The organism is Sagittula sp. SSi028 (genome assembly GCF_048553715.1).
In the GTDB taxonomy this organism is placed as follows: Bacteria; Pseudomonadota; Alphaproteobacteria; order Rhodobacterales; family Rhodobacteraceae; genus Sagittula.
Genome location: NZ_JBLZNC010000002.1, coordinates 78,673 through 96,478 on the forward strand (window position 1 = coordinate 78,673; position 17,806 = coordinate 96,478).

The following is a 17,806-nucleotide window of genomic DNA, read 5'->3' on the forward strand; positions in this document are numbered from 1 at the left end:
TGCGTGACCGCGCCCTACGCTATCTGGTGTTCGGGCTGGGCCTTTCTGCGGATTAACCCGCGAAAGTTCCCAGATACGCCCCGAAGAACAGGGCAAAGACGATGGTGCAAATGTAGAGCAGCCGATCATAGTTGATACTGATCAGCAGGCTCATGCTGCGGTAACCGGCGGTCAGGGTCTGCATTTGGTCGGTCCTTGGAATCAGGAGGTGAGTGTCGTTCCCCTGAAATGCCAAATGATTTGGACGGGATTGAGGCGCAGACCGTGCCATTTGTTGCCAAAACCCGGCAGAAACCGTCGCATGGGTAGGAACCGTAAACGAAAACACCGCCACACGGGGGGTGCAGCGGTGCATCGGGTTGATTTTTCCCCGTAACTTACGGGCAGAACAGCAGGTCGTTGGACAGACCAAACAGCATCATGCCCAGCACAATGGTCAGCCCCATGGACATCAGCACCTTCAGCGCGGCCTCGCTCGGCGGCTTACGGAACACGGCCTCGTAGGCGTAGAACACCAGATGCCCGCCATCCAGAACCGGGATCGGGAAGAGGTTCAGCAAGCCGATGGCCGTGGACAGCACCGCAATCAGCCAGATGAAATCAAGCGTACCCTGACTGGCCATATCGCCCGCAGTCTCGGCGATGCCGATTGGCCCAGACAGGTTACAAGAGCTGATCGCCCCCGTCGCCATATGCCACAGACCGGACACCGACCCCGACATGATGGTGCCCACCTGTTCGACGCTGCCCCACAGCGCATCGCCAAAGGACGGTGTCACGGTCTCGGGCTCGAACACCTGACCGCTGCCCAGACCGATCCGGTAGACCGTGCGAAAGCCCCCCTCGGGCAAGGGTTCATCCACGCGGCGCGCTTCGAGCGTTTTGGTCAAAACCTCGCCGTCGCGCCAGATTTCCAATTCAACCGGCGCACCTTCGGACGCCTCGATCACCTCCGGCAATTGGGCAAAGGCGAACACCTCTTCACCGTTGAGATGGGTGATGACATCGCCCACCTGCAAGCCGGCATCCATCGCAGCGGATCGGGGCACCACGCTACCCACAATCGACGCGCGCAGATAGGGGCCCGCCACGGTGATTTCCGCGCCATCGCGCAGCACGGTGTAATCCAGCAGCGGCTGTTCGGGGAGGTTGTTCAGAAAGGTCGAATAGGCCAGCAGATCATCCTGCGAGGGCAGATCAACCCCCTCAATTGCCAGCACCTGATCGCCCTCGCGCAATTCCTGCGTGTAGGGCGTGGGTTTAAGCTCGTCGACGATCAACGGATCGGCGGCCACCCCACGATACAGGAACACAGCCGTAAAGATCACAATCGACAGCACAAAGTTGAATATAGGCCCAGCAGCGACAGTTGCCGCCCGCGCCCACAGCGGCGCGCCGATCATGGTGCTGCGGCGTTCTGCGGCATCCATGCTCTCCATCACGCCCTCTTCGGCCAAGGCGCCAGAGGCATTCCCGTCACCGCGAAACTTGACAAAACCGCCAAAGGGGATCGCCGCCAGCTGCCATTTCGTGCCGTCACGGTCGACCCGCGACCACAACACCGGTCCAAAGCCAAGGCTGAACACCTCGGGGAAAATGCCGGACTTCTTGCCGACGATGTAATGGCCATATTCATGGATGGCGATGATGATCGACAAAGCGATGATGAAGAACACCGCAGTGAAGAGAAATCCGCCAAAACCGGAGGTCAGTGCCATAAAATCCAAAATCAGCCCCTTTTAGGTGTCTTCCGCGATGACCTGCCGCGCCTGCGTACGGGCGAGATGGTCAGCCTCTACGACCATATCAAGGTCAAACAGGTCATCAATGTGACACAGCTGCGTCGAAAGACGGTTAAGAACCTCTTCGACAACTTCCGCCATGCGTGTAAACCCGATCTGCTTTGCAATGAAGGCATCAAGCGCGATCTCTTTTGCGGCGTTGAAGGCCGCGCCGTTCAAACCACCGGCCTCCATCACCTCGCGCGCCAGTCGCAAAGCGGGCCAACGGGTCTCGCAGGCCGGGCGGAACGTCATCTGTCCCAGCGCCACAAGATCCAGCCGTTCGACCGGCAGCGGTTTGCGCTCCGGGTAATGCAGTGCAAAACCGATGGCGTGGCGCATATCCGGCGCGCCCACATGCGCCATCAAGGCCCCGTCGTTAAAACCGACCAAGGCGTGAATCATGCTTTCTGGATGCACCACGGTTTCGATCTGATCCGGCGACAGGCCAAAGAACTCTTTGGTTTCAATCAGCTCCAGCGCCTTGTTGAACATCGAAGCAGAGTCGATGGTGATCCGCTGCCCCATGTCCCAATTGGGATGCGTCGCGGCCTGTTCCGGCGTGGCATGGGCCAGATCCTCGACCGGCCAATCGCGAAACGCGCCACCGCTGGCGGTGATGATCACACGCTCCACCGCGTCCAGATCCTCGCCAATCAGTGCCTGAAACACGGCCGAATGCTCTGAATCCACCGGCAGCAACCGGCCCCCATGGGCCTGCGCCGTGCGCAGCATCAAAGGACCGGCACAGACCATGCTTTCCTTGTTGGCCAGCGCCAAGGTCGCCCCGCGTTGCAAGGCGCGCAACCCCGGTTCCAGCCCGGCAGCGCCCACAATCGCCGACATCACCCAGTCCGCCGGACGGTCCGCCGCCTCGACCAGCGCGGTGCGTCCTGCTGCGGCTTCGACCCCGCTGCCCGCAAGCGCTTGTTGCAGATCCGGCAGCCGCGCCGCATCGGCGGTCACGGCCACCTGCGCGCCCAGCCGGATCGCATCGCGTGCGAGCTGCGCGATGTTCTGTCCCCCGGTCAGGGCGACAACGTCATAGGCGTCCGGCGCACGGGCAATCAGATCGATCGTGCTTTGCCCGATGGAGCCCGTGGCGCCAAAGATCGAAACCCGCCGCCGTGTCTGTTCGCTGCTCATGATCCGATCCCGATCTTCAGGGGGTCACCGGCAGGCCCGGCGGGAAATCGACGATCTGCGTGGCAAAGACAAGGAACACCGCAGCCCCCAACATGCCGTCAAACCGGTCCAGCAATCCGCCGTGACCGGGAATCAAGGACGACGAATCCTTCACCCCTGCTTTCCGCTTCAGCGCGCTTTCGGCGATATCGCCGATCTGGCTGGCCATGCTGACAGCAACCGAAATGCCCGCCAGACCGACGCTGGCCCCGGTGATCCATGCGAACAGCAGACCCACCAGCGCCGCCGCGATCCACCCTGCCGCCGTGCCCGACCACGTCTTTTTCGGCGAGACCTTGGGCCAGAATTTCGGCCCGCCCAAGGCACGCCCGGCAAAGTAGCCGAACACATCGGTGACAACGACCGTGATGATCAGCCACAGCATCCAGATCAGCCCAAGATCATCACGCAGGCTCATCATGCCGAAGCCCGCAAACACAATCAGCGTGGTGAACACGCCATAACGTGTGGCCCCCTGCTCCATCCGGGCAAAGCCCAGCATCGCAGGCACCATCAACAGCGGAAGCGCGAAACTGCCCGGCAAGCGGATGGCAGCCATCGCCACAACAAAGGTCGCAATGCCCAGAATGTACTGTGTGCGTTGGCGGCCCGTGTCCAGCAGGCACACCAGTTCCCAGACCATCACGCCGGAGGCTGCCGCGATCAGGACGTGGAACACCCAGCCGCCCATGGCCACGCCAAACACGCCCACAACGATCATCACAACGGCAGAGGCCAGCCTCACCCGCAGGTCGTCCCAACGATGTGCGCTCATGCCTTCACCGCGCCATAGCGGCGATCCCGCTTGCCATAGGCACCGCACAGGCGAGCGAATTCCTCGGGCGTAAAGTCCGGCCACAGCGTGTCGACAAATTCGTATTCCGCGTAGGCCGACTGCCACAGAAGGAAATTGGAAATCCGCGCCTCACCACTGGTGCGGATCACCAGATCGGGGTCCGGCAGAACATGTGTGTCGAGATAGCGTGGCAAGGTTTCCTCGGTGATGTCTTGTGGCAGAAGCGACCCGTTGGCCACGTCCTCTGCCAGTCTTTTGGTGGCACGGGCCACTTCGTCCCGCCCGCCGTAATTCAGCGCAATGGTCAGATTGGTGCCTGTGCACTGCTCTGTCATGCGTTCGGCTTCGTCCATAAGACCGCGCAGCTTGTCATCCAGACGGGGACGGTCCCCGATAAAACGCACGCGGACGTTTTCTTTCACGAAGGCCTGCATCTCTTTCATGATGTAGCGGCGGAACAGGCTCATAAGCCCGGCCACTTCGACCTGTGTGCGCCGCCAGTTCTCGGTCGAGAAGGCGAAGATCGTCAGATAGTCCACATGACAGCTTTTGCAGGCCTCGACGATCTCGCGCACGCGCCGCGCTCCGGCGTGATGTCCGAACAGGCGCGGACGTCCCCGCATCGTCGCCCACCGGCCATTGCCATCCATGATAATCGCCACATGGCGCGGCCCTGCATCGGCGGGACGTGGCTTGGCGGTCATGGAGGGTCCTCCCGGTTGGTGATCTTAGCGCTTAGGCCCCCCTCTTAGACGAAAGCCGCGCCAGTGCCAAAGGGGAAGTGGATGAATTGCGACACATCGCAATGCGTTCACGCGGATTTACCGCAAGACACGAAAAAGCGGACCGATTGGCCCGCTTTCGTCAACAATCTTTAGGATTTGCAGGGGCGCCGAGTGGCGCCATCCTTCGGAACGCAGCCCTTTGATTGACCAAACGCTTGGCCCCGCTTGCGCGGGGCCCGTCAATCAAACTTGCATGATTTCTTCTTGTTTGGTTTCCAGCGCGGTGTCGACCTTTTTGATGTAGAGGTCGGTCAGCTCCTGCACTTCGCCTTCCCACAGCTTCACATCGTCTTCGGACATGCTGTCCTTGCCCTTGCGGATCTGTTCCATGCCGTCACGGCGCACGTTGCGGATAGAGACACGGGCGTGTTCTGCGTATTGACCTGCGACCTTGCCCAGTTCGCGACGGCGTTCCTCGTTCAGCTCGGGGATCGGCAACATGATGATCGTGCCATTCAGCTGCGGGTTGATGCCAAGGCCGCTTTCGCGGATCGCTTTTTCAACCTTCCCGACCAGGGATTTGTCCCAGACGTTGATCGTCACCATGCGCGGCTCGGGGACGTTCACCGTGCCCACCTGATTGATCGGGGTCATCGATCCATAGGCGTCCACCTGAACCGGCTCAAGCATCGATGCCGAGGCCCGTCCGGTCCGCAGCGAAGCGAATTCCGTCTTCAGGTTGCTCATGGCGCCTTCCATGCGACGCTGGAGATCATCGGTGTCGAGTTCGAATTCTTCGGACATGCGCGTTTGCCTCGTTGCCAGACCTGTGTTGATGCGCAGACGTAGCTTGTCCCGCGCATTAGATCAATGACCTAGCCGCAGCGCCGTTAATCATAAGGGTACGTTAACACATCCCGTGGCAAACAGGGTTTACGGGCCGCGCTGATGCCCGAAGCACCAGATTTCATACCTGAAAAGACCACGGCGGATTTACCATGCATGTGTGCATCATCCTGTTCCCCGGCTTTCCGATGCTGGGTTATGTCCTGATCCGCGAAGCTTTGCGCATTGCCAATCTCTGTGCGGGCCAACCCTTGTTCACCTGCCGAATCCGCACGGTGACCGGCGCACCTGTGACCGCCTCCGACGGGACGGAAATCGCTGCGGATGCACAGGATTGGGAGGGTGCGCAGGGCTTCGATCTGATGGTGCTGTGCGCTGGTCCCGATCCGCTGGGCCATCTGCCGATGGGTCTGCGCGGCTTTCTTCACCGCGCAGAGGCGGCGGGCGCCACGCTGGCCGGTCTGGATCAAGGGGCGTTGATCCTTGCGCGCTTGGGGATGCTCGACGGGCGCGAGGCGGTGCTGCCGCCCGACCCGGATCGCAGCTACCCTGCGGTGTCCCGATCCCGTCGAACGCATGTGTTTGACCGCAACAGATTGACCTCCACCGGCGGGCTGGCTGCGGCAGAGGCGCTGCTGGACTGGATCGCGCGTGCACAATCACCGGCATTGGCCGCCCGAACCGGCGAGGCGATGGCCCTTGGCCGCCTTGCCGACCACAGCGACCGGCAACGTCTAACAGACAGCGCCGATCCGGTCATGCAGCGGATGCAATCCATCATGGCCGCCCATATGCACGACCCGCTGCCCCTGCCCCGCATCGCCGCCGAACTGGACCTCAGCATGAAACAACTGCGCCTGCGCTGTGACAAGGCGATGGGCAAAACCCCGATGCAGGTTTACACCGACATCCGCTTGCGGCGGGCGGCGCAACTCGTCGAGGATACGGCCCTTTCTGTGCAGGAAATTGCCTCTGCCACCGGGTTTGCCTCGCCTTCAGCCTTTACACGCAGTTACCGCAGTCATTTTGGCAAGCCCCCGCGCGCGGAACGGGCGGCCCAAAAGCGCCGCCCTACGAAGGCCGTACAGAGTTGGGAACAGGCCAGCGCCGCGTCCCAACCATCGGGTGCCAAACCGGCGCGAACACAAAGCGCGTAACGAAAACGCGCCGCGAAATTCCCTCGCGGCGCGCTGTTCATGCAGGAAATGACGGATTTCGGTCAGGGAATGACACGGGTGAAGGTGCCTTTGCCCTCCATAATGCCGCGGAAACCGCCCGGCTCATCCAAAGAGAACACGACCAACGGCATCTTGTTGTCCCGTGACAGCGCAATCGCCGAGGCATCCATGACCTTCAGGTTGTCGCGCAGCACTTCGTCATAGGTGATCTCGTCAAAGCGTTTGGCGTCTGGGTTGGTCTTGGGATCACAATCGTAGATCCCGTCGACGTTCTTGCCCATCAAGATCGCCTCGCAGGCCATCTCGGAGGCGCGCAGCGCCGCAGCGGTGTCGGTGGTGAAATACGGGTTGCCCGTACCGGCGGCGAAAATGCAGATCCGCTTCTTTTCAAGGTGGCGCACGGCGCGGCGGCGAATGTAGGGCTCGGCCACCTCATCCATGCGAATGGCCGAGATCACCCGGCAGAACACACCCAGACCTTCCAGCGCGGATTGCATGGCAAGCGCGTTCATCACCGTCGCCATCATCCCCATGTAATCGGCGGTGGTGCGCTCCATCCCTTGCGCAGACCCGGCAAGGCCGCGAAAGATGTTCCCGCCGCCGATCACCATGCAGATCTCGGTGCCCAGATCATGCACCGCCTTGATCTCGCGCGCGACGCGTTCGACGGTCGGGGGGTGCAGGCCATAGCCCTGATCTCCCATCAGCGCCTCCCCCGAAATTTTCAGCATGACACGATTATAGGTGGTCGCGGGCGTGGTTTCGCTCTCGCTCATGTTGCGCTCCATCTTCGGTCGGGGGTAAATTTGCGCCACTTCTGGCGCAAAACCCGTTCCTGTGCAATGGCTCAGTGCCCCGAATTGCCGCCACTTTCAAAAGGATTCCCCCCTATGCCCCTGTCACAGGCACTGCTTCGACAGATTGATGCATTGGACCCCACGCGTCCGGTGCTGATTGCGGGGCCGACAGCCTCGGGGAAATCGGCTTTGGCCTTGGAAATCGCACAGCGGCAAGGCGGGGCGGTCATAAATGCGGATGCCTTGCAGGTCTTTGACGACTGGCGCGTGCTGACCGCGCGTCCCTCTGCTGCGGATGAGGCGCGCGCCCCCCATATGTTATACGGTCACATCCCCGGAACCCACGCCTATTCGGTGGGCGATTGGCTGCGGGATTTGCGCCCCTTGCTGCGGGACGGACCCCGCCCGATCATCACCGGCGGGACCGGTCTGTATTTCACCGCGCTGACCGACGGTCTGGCCGAGATTCCCGCCGTGCCAAGCGACATCCGCACCACCGCCGACGATCTGTTGGCCACCAAAGGTCTGGAGGCCATGGTGGCCGATCTGGACCCCGAGACCGCCGCCGCCATTGATCTGCGCAATCCGATGCGGGTGCAACGGGCGTGGGAGGTTTTGCGCGCCACGGGACGGGGCTTGCGCGCCTGGCAGCGGGACACGCCGCCCCCTTTGCTGCCCGCAAATCAGTGTCACAAGTTCGTTCTGGATGCGCCCAAGGACTGGCTGACCCCGCGGATCGAACGGCGCTTTGACCTGATGTTGCAAGAGGGTGCGCTCGACGAGGCCCGCGCCAATCTGGACACATGGCACCCTGCCCTGCCGTCGGCCAAGACCATCGGCGCGGCAGAGCTGATCGCGCACCTACGGGGCGAGATGACCTTGTCCGAGGCCAGCGAGCGCGCCACGGTCCTGACCCGACAATTTGCCAAACGCCAAAGGACGTGGTTCAAATCGCGTATGTCGCAATGGTCGCGCCTTGGCCCGCACGATCTGGACGGCTGATTGCCCTTCGCCACGGATATCCGCGCCATGCCCCGTCCCGGTTTTCTCAACAATCCGATGCCGCCCGCACCGGTGCATCTGCACCGTCCGATCCGCGCGGGATCTTTTATGCCCGAACTGCAGGCTGCGCCATGGCGCTACCATCTGGCCCATGACCGCGAAGACAGCCTGCTGCTTTGGCTGACCAAGGGTCAAGGCCGCATCATGGTGAATGGCGTGCTGCGCGGTGTGTCCATGCATCACGCGATCTGGCTGCCTGCGGGGACGCTGTTTTCAGTTGAGCTGCAACCGGGGTCGCAGGCGCTTTACGCACAGGTGCCACCACAGCCCGGGACGCACCAACCTGCAAACGCTGTGATCTTGCCGATCCGTGATGGGCGCGCGCAGGCAGAGCTGACCGCAGAAATTGACGCGATGCAGCGCGAATTGCACGCGCGCCAACCCATGATGCAAGACGCGCTGGAGGCGCGCGCCACATTGCTGGGCATCTGGTTGCAGCGCCAGATCACCGCCGGTGCTGCGGAGAGCCGCCCAGCCGGTGCTGCACAGCGCTTGGCGCAACGATTTGCCCGAGATCTGTCACAACACTTTCGCAGCCCCCGCACCATCGCAGCCTATGCCGATGCGCTGGACGTCACAGCAACACATTTGACGCGGGTCTGCAGACGCTGTTGCGGCAAAACCGCCGCTGACCTGTTGTCGGAACGCCGCCTGCATGCGGCCCGCGTCGCGCTGCAAAGCCCCAAACCCCCGCTCAAGGATGTGGCCGCCTCGCTCGGCTTTTCGTCTGCCGCCTATTTCACCCGCTTTGTTCAGGCACACACGGGGCAATCGCCCTCGGCCCTGCGCAAATCCGCCCGAGCCTGAGACTGTCATAACCGCCGGGCAAAATGGGTGTGGTCGCCGCAGCGCTTCGCATCATATGATCCTCTGACATCCGCCAAAGGAGACCGCCATGACGACCAAGACCGATCCCCGCCGCCTGCCGCGCGTGGCCCGATCGCAATTGGCGGATTTCGAACATGGCCGGCTGTCACGACGGGAGTTTCTGACCCGGATCACGGCTTTGGGCGTGCCAGCCGCACTCGCCTATACGTTGGGCGGCCTGCCTGCGCGCGCGCAGGATATCGCGGCCGCCCAGACAAAACGCACCATGCGTATCCAGCAAGAGGTGCGCCCGATGAAGGATCCGCGCACCTTTGACTGGACGCAGATCGCCAATTTCGCGCGCGGGTGGCTGGAATATCTGGTGGAATACCGCCGCGACGGGTCATTGCACGGCATGCTGCTGCGAGACTGGGAGGTCAACGACAACGCCACCGAATATCTGCTCCATCTGCGCGAAGGCGTGACTTGGACAACCGGAGAGCCCTTTACCGCCGAGGATGTTCAACGGGTTTTTGCATATTGGGCCGACACCACGGTCGAGGGCAATTCCATGGCCGCGCGGCTAGGGGCGCTGATTGATCCCGCCACGGGCCAGTTGCGGCCCGACGCGGTGGAGATCGTCACCCCGATGCAAGTCCGGCTGCACCTGTCGCGTCCTGACGTGACGCTTATGGTCAACCTTGCGGATTACCCGGCCGCCGTAGTCCACAGCAGCCATACGCCGGAAACCATGCTGACCAACCCGGTGGGCACCGGCCCATATCTGCCCGAAAGCTACGTTTTTGGCGAACGCGCTGTACTGGTGCGCAACGATGAACATGACTGGTGGGGCCACTCTGCCGAGGGCTATGGCGGCGCGACATTGGAGCGGATCGAATTCATCGACTATGGCACCGATCCTGCATCCTGGATTGCCGCTATACAGGCCGACGAAGTCGACCTTTTGTATCAGAACGTCGGCGAATTTATTGGCGTCGCGGATGAACTTGGCCTGCGGCGTTCGGACGTGGCCACCAGTGCCACCGTTGTTGTCCGCTTTAACCAGCAGGCGATGGTGGATGGCCAGAAGATCTATGCCGACCCCGCGCTGCGTCGCGCGATGGTGCAGGCGGTGGACAACGCGATCTGCCTAGAGCTTGGCTATGACGATCAGGGGATCGTGGCCGCGAACCACCATGTCGCGCCGATCCAACCCGATTTCGCCGATATCGGGCCAGCCGTGTTTGACCCCGATGGCACCGCCGCGACGATTGCCGAACTGGGATTGGAGGATCTGGAACATGTTCTGGTCTCGCTTGACGATGGGTTTACCCGCAAGACGGCTGATGCGGTGGCCACGCAGTTGCGTGACGCGGGGGTGAAGGTCCGGCGGCAGGTGCTGCCCGGCTCCGCCTTTTGGGCCGACTGGGTGCGCTATCCGTTTTCGATCACCGAATGGAACCACCGTCCGCTGGGCATCCAACCGCTTGCTTTGGGCTATCGGTCGGGTGCGGCATGGAACGAAAGCGGCTACGCCAATCCCGACTTTGACGCCAAAATCGACGAGGCGCTGTCGATTGCCGAAGCGCGTGACCGTATCGGTGTTATGGCAGAACTTCAGACCATTTTGCGCGAAGATCACGTGATCATACAACCCTACTGGCGATCCTTGTACCGGCATATGCGGTCCGATGTGGTTGGCGCAGAAATGCATCCGACCATAGAATTGCACCCCTATCGTCTGGGGTTCCGCGCAGGCGCACCGGTCGATGACGCCAACCTCCCTGACAGCGATTAGGGCGGACGCTGTTGAACGCTCGCGACCGCAGGGGCCATGTTTTCTTCCCGTTTGGGAAAAGTGGCTTTGCGCACGGGAAAGGGTGAGATCGTGGAACGTGCCAGCAATTTGGCATGTTCCGGCGCTCTCAAAGCCTGAACAAATCGCAAGTCAACCAGATCCGCTTGTGTACGTGTCGACACCGCGTCCACTACCGGATGACCACGCACCTGCAATTGCACCGTGCTTCCATCTGGCAGGTCTTCTCCTGTCGTTAATTGAAACCGAAATCCGCCCCGCCCCAAGGTCACGATCAGACCGTCACAGGCCCGGTCATCCACGTACAGGGTGGCGACGATACGGCAGGATCGACGGTCCAATGCACGCGCAAAGCCCCAGCGTATCGCCGCATCAATCGCACACATCAGTGCGATCACGGCGAGCATGGCCACCAAAGCCATCGCGCCAATCACATGGGGTTTTTCTTCCAGCAACCGGTTGACGTTGTCCCAATCCACGCGATCCTCAGTGAATTGCCCGAACAGCCCGTCGGGCAACGGTCCCTTGTCGCGGTTCTCTGCATGGGAGCAGGCCAGCCGAAGCTGATTGCCAAACGCCCGCAACATGGTGCGGATCGCGCGCCCGTCATAAGGGGCACCAATTTGCGCCAGCCGCGCGCCTTGCGTGGTGAGCTGTCGCGCGCTATCGGCCAGAACCTCCAACCGCGCTTCATGCAAATCGCGCAAAAGCTTCTGTTCGGACAAACCACGCATGTCTGCGGATAATCGCGCAGCGAAATCTGCATCTATCTGGCCGCTTTGTGATGGCAAACGTGACAACGTATCAAGCAAGTCAGCCAGTTCAGGCGGCGGGCCGCAGCGCGCATCCTGCGCAGACACTGACGGCGCAAGGCACATCAGCAGCACACACCATGCCGCCAGACATACCACTATCCTGTGCCACCACCGTCGCATCAATCCATCCAATCCGCTCACTGTGCGGAGGATGCGAGACACCGATGAAGCAAAGGTTTACGTCAACAATTGTCGGTAAAGAAGACCGGACAGCAAAGCCGTCAACTGCCCCAGATTTTCTTCACATAGTTGCGCGTTTCGCGATACGGGGGAACGCCATTGTGCTTTTCGACCGCGCCGGGACCTGCATTATACGCCGCAAGGGCCAGCTTCCACGACCCGAACTTGCGATATTGGATACGCAGGTATTTTGCCCCGCCTTCAAGGTTTTGCTGCGGGTCATGCGGATCGACGCCCAGCTCTTTGGCGGTGGCGGGCATCAGCTGGGCCAGACCGATGGCCCCCTTGTGCGACAACGCCTTTGGGTTGAACCCGCTTTCCTGTCTGACAAGACGCAAAAACAGATCCTCGGGGATGTCGTGTTTCTGGGCCGCCAGCCGTGCCATCGTGGCGTAGGGACCGTTATAACGCCCGCGATATTTAGGGATATCCGCGCTTTCGCCCGCGTTGCCGTATTTCGTCGGTGTCACCACCTTTGGCGGCTGGAGACGGACAGAATTGTTATACTGTTTCGCCGCCCGGCTATCCAGAACGCTGGTCTGTGAGGAAAACAACATGGCGCGATTCTTGGTCGACAGGGTTTCCGCGACAGTCATCTGCCCCGCAAACACCAACGCGCAAACCGCGCCCAGCAAACCAAAACCGCGCGCGGAAGTGCCAGAACCTGTCCCCGTCATGGGCCTGTCTCCTTGCATCGCGTCCCGAAACTGCGCGGAGACTAGCCGACAAATCCACAAACGGGAACCCCTGCCCCGCCCCGGCGTTTACGGCAGTCCGAGGCTCCGTTAGAAACGGCAGACATTCGCCGATGCGATTCTAGGTTTCGAGAGGGAAAGACATGGCCGGTTCCGTGAACAAGGTAATTCTGGTGGGCAATCTGGGACGCGACCCCGAAGTCCGCAGCTTTCAAAACGGCGGCAAGGTCTGCAACCTGCGCATTGCCACCTCCGAGACGTGGAAGGATCGCAACACCGGCGAGCGCCGCGAAAAGACCGAATGGCATTCGGTCGCGATCTTCCAAGAAGGTCTGGTGCGCGTGGCAGAGCAATACCTGCGCAAAGGGTCCAAGGTCTATATCGAAGGCCATCTGCAAACCCGTAAGTGGCAGGACCAGTCCGGCCAGGACCGCTACTCGACCGAGGTTGTGCTGCAGGGCTACGGCGGCACGCTGACCATGCTGGACGGCCCGAACGGCGGCGGCTCCGGCGGTGGTGGCAACTATGGCGGTGGCGGCGACAGCTACGGCGGCGGTGGTGACAGCTACGGTGGTGGCGGTGACAGCTACGGTGGCGGCGGCGGCTCTGCCCCTTCGCGTGCACCGGCCCGCGACATCGACGACGAAATCCCGTTCTAACTGACGAAAAACGTTATCAAAAAGGCCCGTGGCACAGCGCCACGGGCCTTTTTCATTCGTCCAAAGAAAATGGTCTTCAGCGCTGGGACAGCTGTTCCGTCAGCAAGTCCAGAACCGCCTCGCGTGGCACATCCGACGTCACAAAGGCCGCACCGATCCGGCGGGCCAGAATGAACCGCAACTGCCCGTCGATCACCTTTTTGTCCTGCCCCATCAGATCCAACAGCGCCTCTGCATCCGGCAGCTCACCGGGGATCGCCTTGAGGTCGCGACACATGTCCGCCTCTGCCAGAAGGGCGCGCACGCGGCTGGGGTCTTCTTGCGGGCACAGACCCAAACGCGCGGACAGATCAAAGGCCAGCGCACAGCCGATGGCCACACCTTCGCCATGCAACAGGCGATCGCCGTAGCCCGTCGCCTTTTCCAATGCGTGGCAGAACGTATGCCCAAGGTTGAGCAAGGCGCGGTCGCCTTGTTCGGTTTCATCCCGCAGAACAATCTCTGCCTTCATCTCGACCGAGCGGCGCACCGCGTATTGGCGCGCCTCTGCGTCGCCGTCGATTACGCGGGCAGCGTTCTGTTCCAGCCATTCGAAGAAATCCGCATCGCCCAGCATGCCATATTTCACGACCTCCCCCATGCCGGCGCGGAAATCGCGCGGCGTCAGCGTGTCCAGCACGTCAATGTCCGCCAACACGCGGCTGGGCTGGTGGAAACTGCCGACGAGGTTCTTGCCCTGAGCAGTGTTGATGCCGGTCTTGCCGCCCACAGAGCTGTCGACCTGCGCCAGAAGCGACGTGGGGATCTGAACAAAGCGCACGCCACGTCGCAGCACCGCCGCGGCAAAGCCCACAAGATCCCCGATCACCCCGCCGCCAAGCGCGATGACCACATCGCGGCGTTCGACCTTCTGCTCCAGCAGCCATTCGACGGTCTGCCCAAGGAACGGCCAGCTTTTGGTGCCCTCGCCCGCAGGCAGGGTCATGGCCACACTGTCGATGGATTCGGCGCGCAAGGCCGCCTGCAGGGTCGCGAGATGTTTGGCCGCCACGGTCTCGTCCGAGACGATGGCCACGCGCGGTCGCGCCAAGAGCGGGGCAATTTCCGCCCCGGCGCGGCCCAGCAGACCCTGCCCGATACGCACATCATATTCCCGCCCCTCAAGGGGCACCGCCACTGTATCGATCATGTCACTGTCTCCATCACGTCGGGGCGTTCGCGCAACAAGGCCTGCGTCACGCGGTCTGCCATGGCATCCACGCTCAGCTTGGGTTCTGACGCCACGGCGATATCGGCCTGCCGGTAGACGGGCACACGCGCCTCATAAAGGCCCTGCAGGGTCGCCTTGGGATCGGGCGTGCGCAGCAGCGGGCGGGTGTCCTTATGGCGCACCCTTTCCCACAGCAGATCCAGATCCGCGTCCAGCCAGACCGACACGCCCATTTGCGAAATCATCCGCCGGTTGGCTTCGCTCATAAAGGCCCCGCCGCCGGTGGACAGAACCCCCGGCGTGCCCTTGAGCAGCCGTTCGATGATCTGCGTTTCCTTGCGGCGAAAGAACGCCTCGCCATCGCGGGCAAAGATCTCTGCAATGCTGCGCTGCGCGGCTTCCTCGATCTCGTGATCCGAATCGCGAAAGGCCACGCCAAGCTGCGCGGCCAGCGCACGGCCCACCGCCGTTTTGCCCGCACCCATCATTCCGACGAAAACAATCGTCTTGTGCAACACCACCGACGGCGCACCCGCAGCAGTCAAACCCTTGTGATCTGTCCCTTCGGCCATTCCTTGCCCATCTCTTGCCTGTTGCGTGAATGACGTGAACCGGACAAAAAGGCTAGGTATAAAGCGAAAAAACCTGAGGCAGGGGTGCGCATGAGCCGACTGATCAAATGGCTGTTCTATCTTCTGGTGCTGGCGGCACTGGCCCTTGTGGCCTATGCCTATGTCGGCCCGTTCTTCGGCGCGGATTTCAGCCCTCCGCAATCCGAGATCCGGGTGCCTGTCCAGCTTGATGATTCTTAAAATGACACCGGCGGGCCGGAAGGTGCGGCACATCGCATGGGCCTTGATTGCTGCGCCGACGGTTCTGGTTGCGCAGGCCGAGCCCGTGTCCGAAAGCGCCCTGCCCCCTGCCGTGGAAAGCCAGTCATTGTCAGCGGTCAACATCGGGGCTGCGGGCCTGTTGGGGACGGCCACGACCGGCCTGCCGGACACCATCTGGCGGACCTCGGACGCGCGCGCGCTGGCCACTCTGGTGGCCGCCGTCGATCTGCCGGTGCCTGCGATGACGCGCCTGATGCAGACCCTGTTGCTGGCAGAGGCGCAGCCGCCCGCCAGCGATCGCCAGCTTGATTTCCTGTCCGCGCGGCTCGAATGGCTGGTGGCCCAAGGCGCGCTGGAAGAGGCGCTCGCGCTTCTAGAGATCACAGGCGTCGAGGATCCGCGCCTGTTTGGCACATGGGTCGATTTGTCGATGCTGCTGGGCGAGACGGAACCGGTCTGCCGCGCCTTGGATCAACAGCCCTCGCTGACCGACAATCTGTCCTTGCGCGTGTTTTGCACGGCGCGCTCCGGCGATTGGCAGCGCGCGGCGCTGATCTTGAATACCGGTCAGGCGCTTGGCGACATCACGGCCCGCCGGGCCGAACTGTTGACCCGCTTTCTGGACCCTGAGCTGGCCGATGACACGGCGCTGCTGCCACCTGTCCGGCCCACCCCGTTGGAATTCCGCCTGTTCGAGGCCTTGGGCGAGCCGCTTCCCACGGCCCCGCTGCCGCTGCCCTTTGCGGTGCTGGACCTCGGCGGCGACAATGGCTGGCGCGCCCAGATCGAGGCGGCCGAACGGCTGGCCCGCGCCGACAGCCTGCCCGCCAACCGCCTGCTGGGCCTGTACACGCTGCGCAGCCCTGCGGCCTCTGGCGGGATTTGGGACCGCGTCGCAGCCTTGCAGGACTTTGAGACAGCGCTTTTGACCGGCAGCAGTGATGCGGCGTCTCAGGCGCTTGGCCCTGTGTGGACGCAGATGGCGCATGCGCGGCTCTTGTCCCCCTTTGCCGAGATGTTCGCCACAGCCACCTTGGACAAAGGGTTGGCCCCGCGCAGTGCGCAAACCCTGCGTCGCATGGTGTTTCTATCCAGCGATTACGAGGAACTGGCCGCAAAGCTTAGCGACGACAGTGCGGAGGCCACGTTTCTGACCGCCATCGCACAGGGCGAGACACCGACCGGCCTGCCTGACAGCCTGCCCCATGCGGCCCCCATTGCCGATGCCTTTGGCGATGCGGCCATGCCCGAGGTGCTGCGCGCCCAACTGGCCGAGGGGCGATTGGGCGAGGTGATCCTGCGCGCCATGGCGCTGTTTGCCTCCGGCGCAGACGGCAACCCGCAGGATCTGACCGATGGTCTGGCCACCCTGCGCGCCGTCGGGCTGGAGGACGTGGCCCGCCGCGCCTCGCTGGAGCTGATGATCCTTGATGCGGAGCGCGCGTTACAATGACCCTTCCCGCCGCCCGATGGGTTCCCCTGTTTCTCGATGCCATTGCCGCCGAGCGTGGAGCCGCCGCCAATACGCTGGCCGCCTATGCCCGTGACCTGACCCATGTGGCGGAATGGCTTGCCGGACGCGGGCGCGATTTCACAGACGCCAGCCGCGACGACATCGAATCCTATCTGGTGGATTGCGACACCGAAGGGCTGTCCCGCGCCACCCGCGCGCGCCGCCTGTCGGCGATCAAGCAGCTTTACCGCTTCGCCTTTGAGGAAAGCCTGCGCGAAGACAATCCAGCGGTGCAGATCAGCGGCCCGGGGCGCGACAAACGCCTGCCCAAAACGCTGACCACCGAAGAGGTCGACCGACTGCTGGACGCCGCCGAGGCCCATGGCCGTGGCCCCGCCGACCGCGCGCGCAATGCCTGCCTGATGCAGGTTCTCTACGCCACTGGCATGCGCGTGACCGAACTGGTGTCCTTGCCCGTGTCCTCGGCGCGCGGTGATCCACGCATGCTTTTGGTGCGCGGCAAAGGCGACAAGGAGCGCATGGTGCCGCTCTCGCCGCCCGCACGCGAGGCGCTGACCGTCTGGCTGGACCACCGCGATGGCGCCGAAGAGGCCGCACAGAAAACACGCGGACAGCCGCTCTCGCCGTTTTTGTTCCCCTCGCACGGCAAGGCGGGGCACCTGACGCGGCACGCCTTTTACATGCTGATCAAGGAATTTGCGGTCGAGGCGGGCGTTTCTCCGGCGAAGGTGACGCCGCACACCCTGCGCCATGCCTTTGCCACGCATCTGTTGGCCAATGGCGCCGACCTGCGGTCGATCCAGACGCTGCTGGGCCATGCGGATGTGGCGACCACCGAAATCTACACCCATGTGTTGCAAGAACGCCTGCGTGAGCTGGTCATGGATCACCATCCGCTGGCCAAGGACTAGCCCCGCACAGCCCCCCACTTGAAGGATGCGCCCGCG

Annotated in this window: 19 protein-coding genes; 8 read left to right on the forward strand and 11 right to left on the reverse strand. The window is 62.5% G+C overall.

Features of this window, described 5'->3' with window-relative positions; all coding sequences use genetic code 11:
- Positions 1-52 precede the first annotated feature (52 nt).
- The 6 genes from ACN5AZ_RS03825 to frr form a co-directional block, all read right to left on the reverse strand.
- Positions 53-184 (reverse strand): hypothetical protein, encoded by a 132-nt coding sequence (locus ACN5AZ_RS03825; protein WP_419427533.1) that lies wholly within the window; start codon positions 182-184, stop codon positions 53-55.
- 193 nt (positions 185-377) lie between these two features.
- Positions 378-1,727, reverse strand: a complete 1,350-nt coding sequence (gene rseP / locus ACN5AZ_RS03830; RefSeq protein ID WP_419427534.1) for an RIP metalloprotease RseP — start codon at positions 1,725-1,727, stop codon at positions 378-380.
- A gap of 12 nt (positions 1,728-1,739) precedes the next feature.
- Complete coding sequence (dxr, locus tag ACN5AZ_RS03835; protein WP_419427535.1) at positions 1,740-2,927, reverse strand: 1-deoxy-D-xylulose-5-phosphate reductoisomerase; 1,188 nt, start codon at positions 2,925-2,927, stop codon at positions 1,740-1,742.
- 16 nt (positions 2,928-2,943) lie between these two features.
- The gene (locus ACN5AZ_RS03840; RefSeq protein ID WP_419427536.1) at positions 2,944-3,741 is read right to left on the reverse strand and encodes a phosphatidate cytidylyltransferase; all 798 of its coding nucleotides are present in this window, start codon (positions 3,739-3,741) and stop codon (positions 2,944-2,946) included.
- Positions 3,738-4,466 (reverse strand): polyprenyl diphosphate synthase, encoded by a 729-nt coding sequence (gene uppS / locus ACN5AZ_RS03845; protein ID WP_419427537.1) that lies wholly within the window; start codon positions 4,464-4,466, stop codon positions 3,738-3,740. Before uppS ends, ACN5AZ_RS03840 begins: the two co-directional genes overlap by 4 nt.
- Positions 4,467-4,730: 264 nt before the next feature.
- Positions 4,731-5,291 (reverse strand): ribosome recycling factor, encoded by a 561-nt coding sequence (frr, locus tag ACN5AZ_RS03850; RefSeq protein ID WP_419427538.1) that lies wholly within the window; start codon positions 5,289-5,291, stop codon positions 4,731-4,733.
- A 194-nt stretch (positions 5,292-5,485) separates the two neighbouring features.
- Between frr and ACN5AZ_RS03855 the strand changes: the two genes are divergently transcribed.
- The gene (locus ACN5AZ_RS03855; protein WP_419427539.1) at positions 5,486-6,490 is read left to right on the forward strand and encodes a GlxA family transcriptional regulator; all 1,005 of its coding nucleotides are present in this window, start codon (positions 5,486-5,488) and stop codon (positions 6,488-6,490) included.
- A gap of 62 nt (positions 6,491-6,552) precedes the next feature.
- On the opposite strand, the gene pyrH is transcribed toward ACN5AZ_RS03855, so the two are convergent.
- The gene (pyrH, locus tag ACN5AZ_RS03860) at positions 6,553-7,287 is read right to left on the reverse strand and encodes a UMP kinase (protein WP_419427540.1); all 735 of its coding nucleotides are present in this window, start codon (positions 7,285-7,287) and stop codon (positions 6,553-6,555) included.
- A gap of 114 nt (positions 7,288-7,401) precedes the next feature.
- Here pyrH and miaA point away from each other — a divergent pair, with 114 nt between their 5' ends.
- From miaA to ACN5AZ_RS03875, 3 genes are all read left to right on the forward strand, one after another.
- Positions 7,402-8,310: a tRNA (adenosine(37)-N6)-dimethylallyltransferase MiaA gene (gene miaA, locus ACN5AZ_RS03865; protein WP_419427541.1), complete on the forward strand. Its 909-nt coding sequence runs from the start codon at positions 7,402-7,404 to the stop codon at positions 8,308-8,310.
- Positions 8,311-9,177 carry a helix-turn-helix domain-containing protein gene (locus tag ACN5AZ_RS03870; protein WP_419427542.1) on the forward strand — a complete coding sequence of 289 codons (867 nt, stop codon included), beginning with the start codon at positions 8,311-8,313 and terminating at the stop codon, positions 9,175-9,177.
- Positions 9,178-9,265: 88 nt separating this feature from the next.
- Positions 9,266-10,975 (forward strand): ABC transporter substrate-binding protein, encoded by a 1,710-nt coding sequence (locus ACN5AZ_RS03875; protein ID WP_419427543.1) that lies wholly within the window; start codon positions 9,266-9,268, stop codon positions 10,973-10,975.
- Here the strand turns inward: ACN5AZ_RS03875 and ACN5AZ_RS03880 are convergent.
- On the reverse strand, positions 10,972-11,727 hold the full coding sequence (locus tag ACN5AZ_RS03880; RefSeq protein ID WP_419427544.1) for a hypothetical protein: 756 nt from the start codon (positions 11,725-11,727) through the stop codon (positions 10,972-10,974). The genes ACN5AZ_RS03875 and ACN5AZ_RS03880 overlap by 4 nt on opposite strands.
- A gap of 302 nt (positions 11,728-12,029) precedes the next feature.
- On the reverse strand, positions 12,030-12,584 hold the full coding sequence (locus tag ACN5AZ_RS03885; protein ID WP_419427979.1) for a lytic transglycosylase domain-containing protein: 555 nt from the start codon (positions 12,582-12,584) through the stop codon (positions 12,030-12,032).
- A gap of 242 nt (positions 12,585-12,826) precedes the next feature.
- Here ACN5AZ_RS03885 and ssb point away from each other — a divergent pair, with 242 nt between their 5' ends.
- The gene (gene ssb, locus ACN5AZ_RS03890) at positions 12,827-13,342 is read left to right on the forward strand and encodes a single-stranded DNA-binding protein (RefSeq protein WP_419427545.1); all 516 of its coding nucleotides are present in this window, start codon (positions 12,827-12,829) and stop codon (positions 13,340-13,342) included.
- A 76-nt stretch (positions 13,343-13,418) separates the two neighbouring features.
- Here ssb and aroB read toward each other — a convergent pair whose 3' ends face one another.
- Together aroB and ACN5AZ_RS03900 are read right to left on the reverse strand one after the other, a co-directional pair.
- Positions 13,419-14,531, reverse strand: a complete 1,113-nt coding sequence (gene aroB / locus ACN5AZ_RS03895; RefSeq protein ID WP_419427546.1) for a 3-dehydroquinate synthase — start codon at positions 14,529-14,531, stop codon at positions 13,419-13,421.
- Positions 14,528-15,124: a shikimate kinase gene (locus tag ACN5AZ_RS03900; RefSeq protein WP_419427547.1), complete on the reverse strand. Its 597-nt coding sequence runs from the start codon at positions 15,122-15,124 to the stop codon at positions 14,528-14,530. The genes aroB and ACN5AZ_RS03900 overlap by 4 nt, the downstream gene beginning before the upstream one ends.
- Positions 15,125-15,214: 90 nt before the next feature.
- Here ACN5AZ_RS03900 and ACN5AZ_RS03905 point away from each other — a divergent pair, with 90 nt between their 5' ends.
- Genes ACN5AZ_RS03905 through ACN5AZ_RS03915 form a run of 3 tightly spaced genes read left to right on the forward strand, consistent with a single transcriptional unit; the run spans position 15,215 to position 17,770 of the window.
- Positions 15,215-15,364 (forward strand): hypothetical protein, encoded by a 150-nt coding sequence (locus tag ACN5AZ_RS03905; protein ID WP_419427548.1) that lies wholly within the window; start codon positions 15,215-15,217, stop codon positions 15,362-15,364.
- Between the two features lie 22 nt (positions 15,365-15,386).
- Positions 15,387-16,838, forward strand: a complete 1,452-nt coding sequence (locus ACN5AZ_RS03910) for a hypothetical protein (protein ID WP_419427549.1) — start codon at positions 15,387-15,389, stop codon at positions 16,836-16,838.
- Positions 16,835-17,770 (forward strand): tyrosine recombinase, encoded by a 936-nt coding sequence (locus ACN5AZ_RS03915; RefSeq protein WP_419427550.1) that lies wholly within the window; start codon positions 16,835-16,837, stop codon positions 17,768-17,770. The genes ACN5AZ_RS03910 and ACN5AZ_RS03915 overlap by 4 nt, the downstream gene beginning before the upstream one ends.
- Positions 17,771-17,806: the final 36 nt, after the last annotated feature.

Coding starts and splice junctions, on each gene's coding strand:
- ACN5AZ_RS03825 (WP_419427533.1), bottom strand. CDS start 184: ATGCAGACCCTGACCGCCGGTTACCGCAGCATGAGCCTGCTGATCAGT.
- dxr (WP_419427535.1), bottom strand. CDS start 2,927: ATGAGCAGCGAACAGACACGGCGGCGGGTTTCGATCTTTGGCGCCACG.
- ACN5AZ_RS03840 (WP_419427536.1), bottom strand. CDS start 3,741: ATGAGCGCACATCGTTGGGACGACCTGCGGGTGAGGCTGGCCTCTGCC.
- uppS (WP_419427537.1), bottom strand. CDS start 4,466: ATGACCGCCAAGCCACGTCCCGCCGATGCAGGGCCGCGCCATGTGGCG.
- frr (WP_419427538.1), bottom strand. CDS start 5,291: ATGTCCGAAGAATTCGAACTCGACACCGATGATCTCCAGCGTCGCATG.
- ACN5AZ_RS03855 (WP_419427539.1), top strand. CDS start 5,486: ATGCATGTGTGCATCATCCTGTTCCCCGGCTTTCCGATGCTGGGTTAT.
- pyrH (WP_419427540.1), bottom strand. CDS start 7,287: ATGAGCGAGAGCGAAACCACGCCCGCGACCACCTATAATCGTGTCATG.
- miaA (WP_419427541.1), top strand. CDS start 7,402: ATGCCCCTGTCACAGGCACTGCTTCGACAGATTGATGCATTGGACCCC.
- ACN5AZ_RS03875 (WP_419427543.1), top strand. CDS start 9,266: ATGACGACCAAGACCGATCCCCGCCGCCTGCCGCGCGTGGCCCGATCG.
- ACN5AZ_RS03880 (WP_419427544.1), bottom strand. CDS start 11,727: ATGCGTGGTTTGTCCGAACAGAAGCTTTTGCGCGATTTGCATGAAGCG.
- ACN5AZ_RS03885 (WP_419427979.1), bottom strand. CDS start 12,584: ATGACTGTCGCGGAAACCCTGTCGACCAAGAATCGCGCCATGTTGTTT.
- ssb (WP_419427545.1), top strand. CDS start 12,827: ATGGCCGGTTCCGTGAACAAGGTAATTCTGGTGGGCAATCTGGGACGC.
- aroB (WP_419427546.1), bottom strand. CDS start 14,531: ATGATCGATACAGTGGCGGTGCCCCTTGAGGGGCGGGAATATGATGTG.
- ACN5AZ_RS03900 (WP_419427547.1), bottom strand. CDS start 15,124: ATGGCCGAAGGGACAGATCACAAGGGTTTGACTGCTGCGGGTGCGCCG.
- ACN5AZ_RS03905 (WP_419427548.1), top strand. CDS start 15,215: ATGAGCCGACTGATCAAATGGCTGTTCTATCTTCTGGTGCTGGCGGCA.
- ACN5AZ_RS03915 (WP_419427550.1), top strand. CDS start 16,835: ATGACCCTTCCCGCCGCCCGATGGGTTCCCCTGTTTCTCGATGCCATT.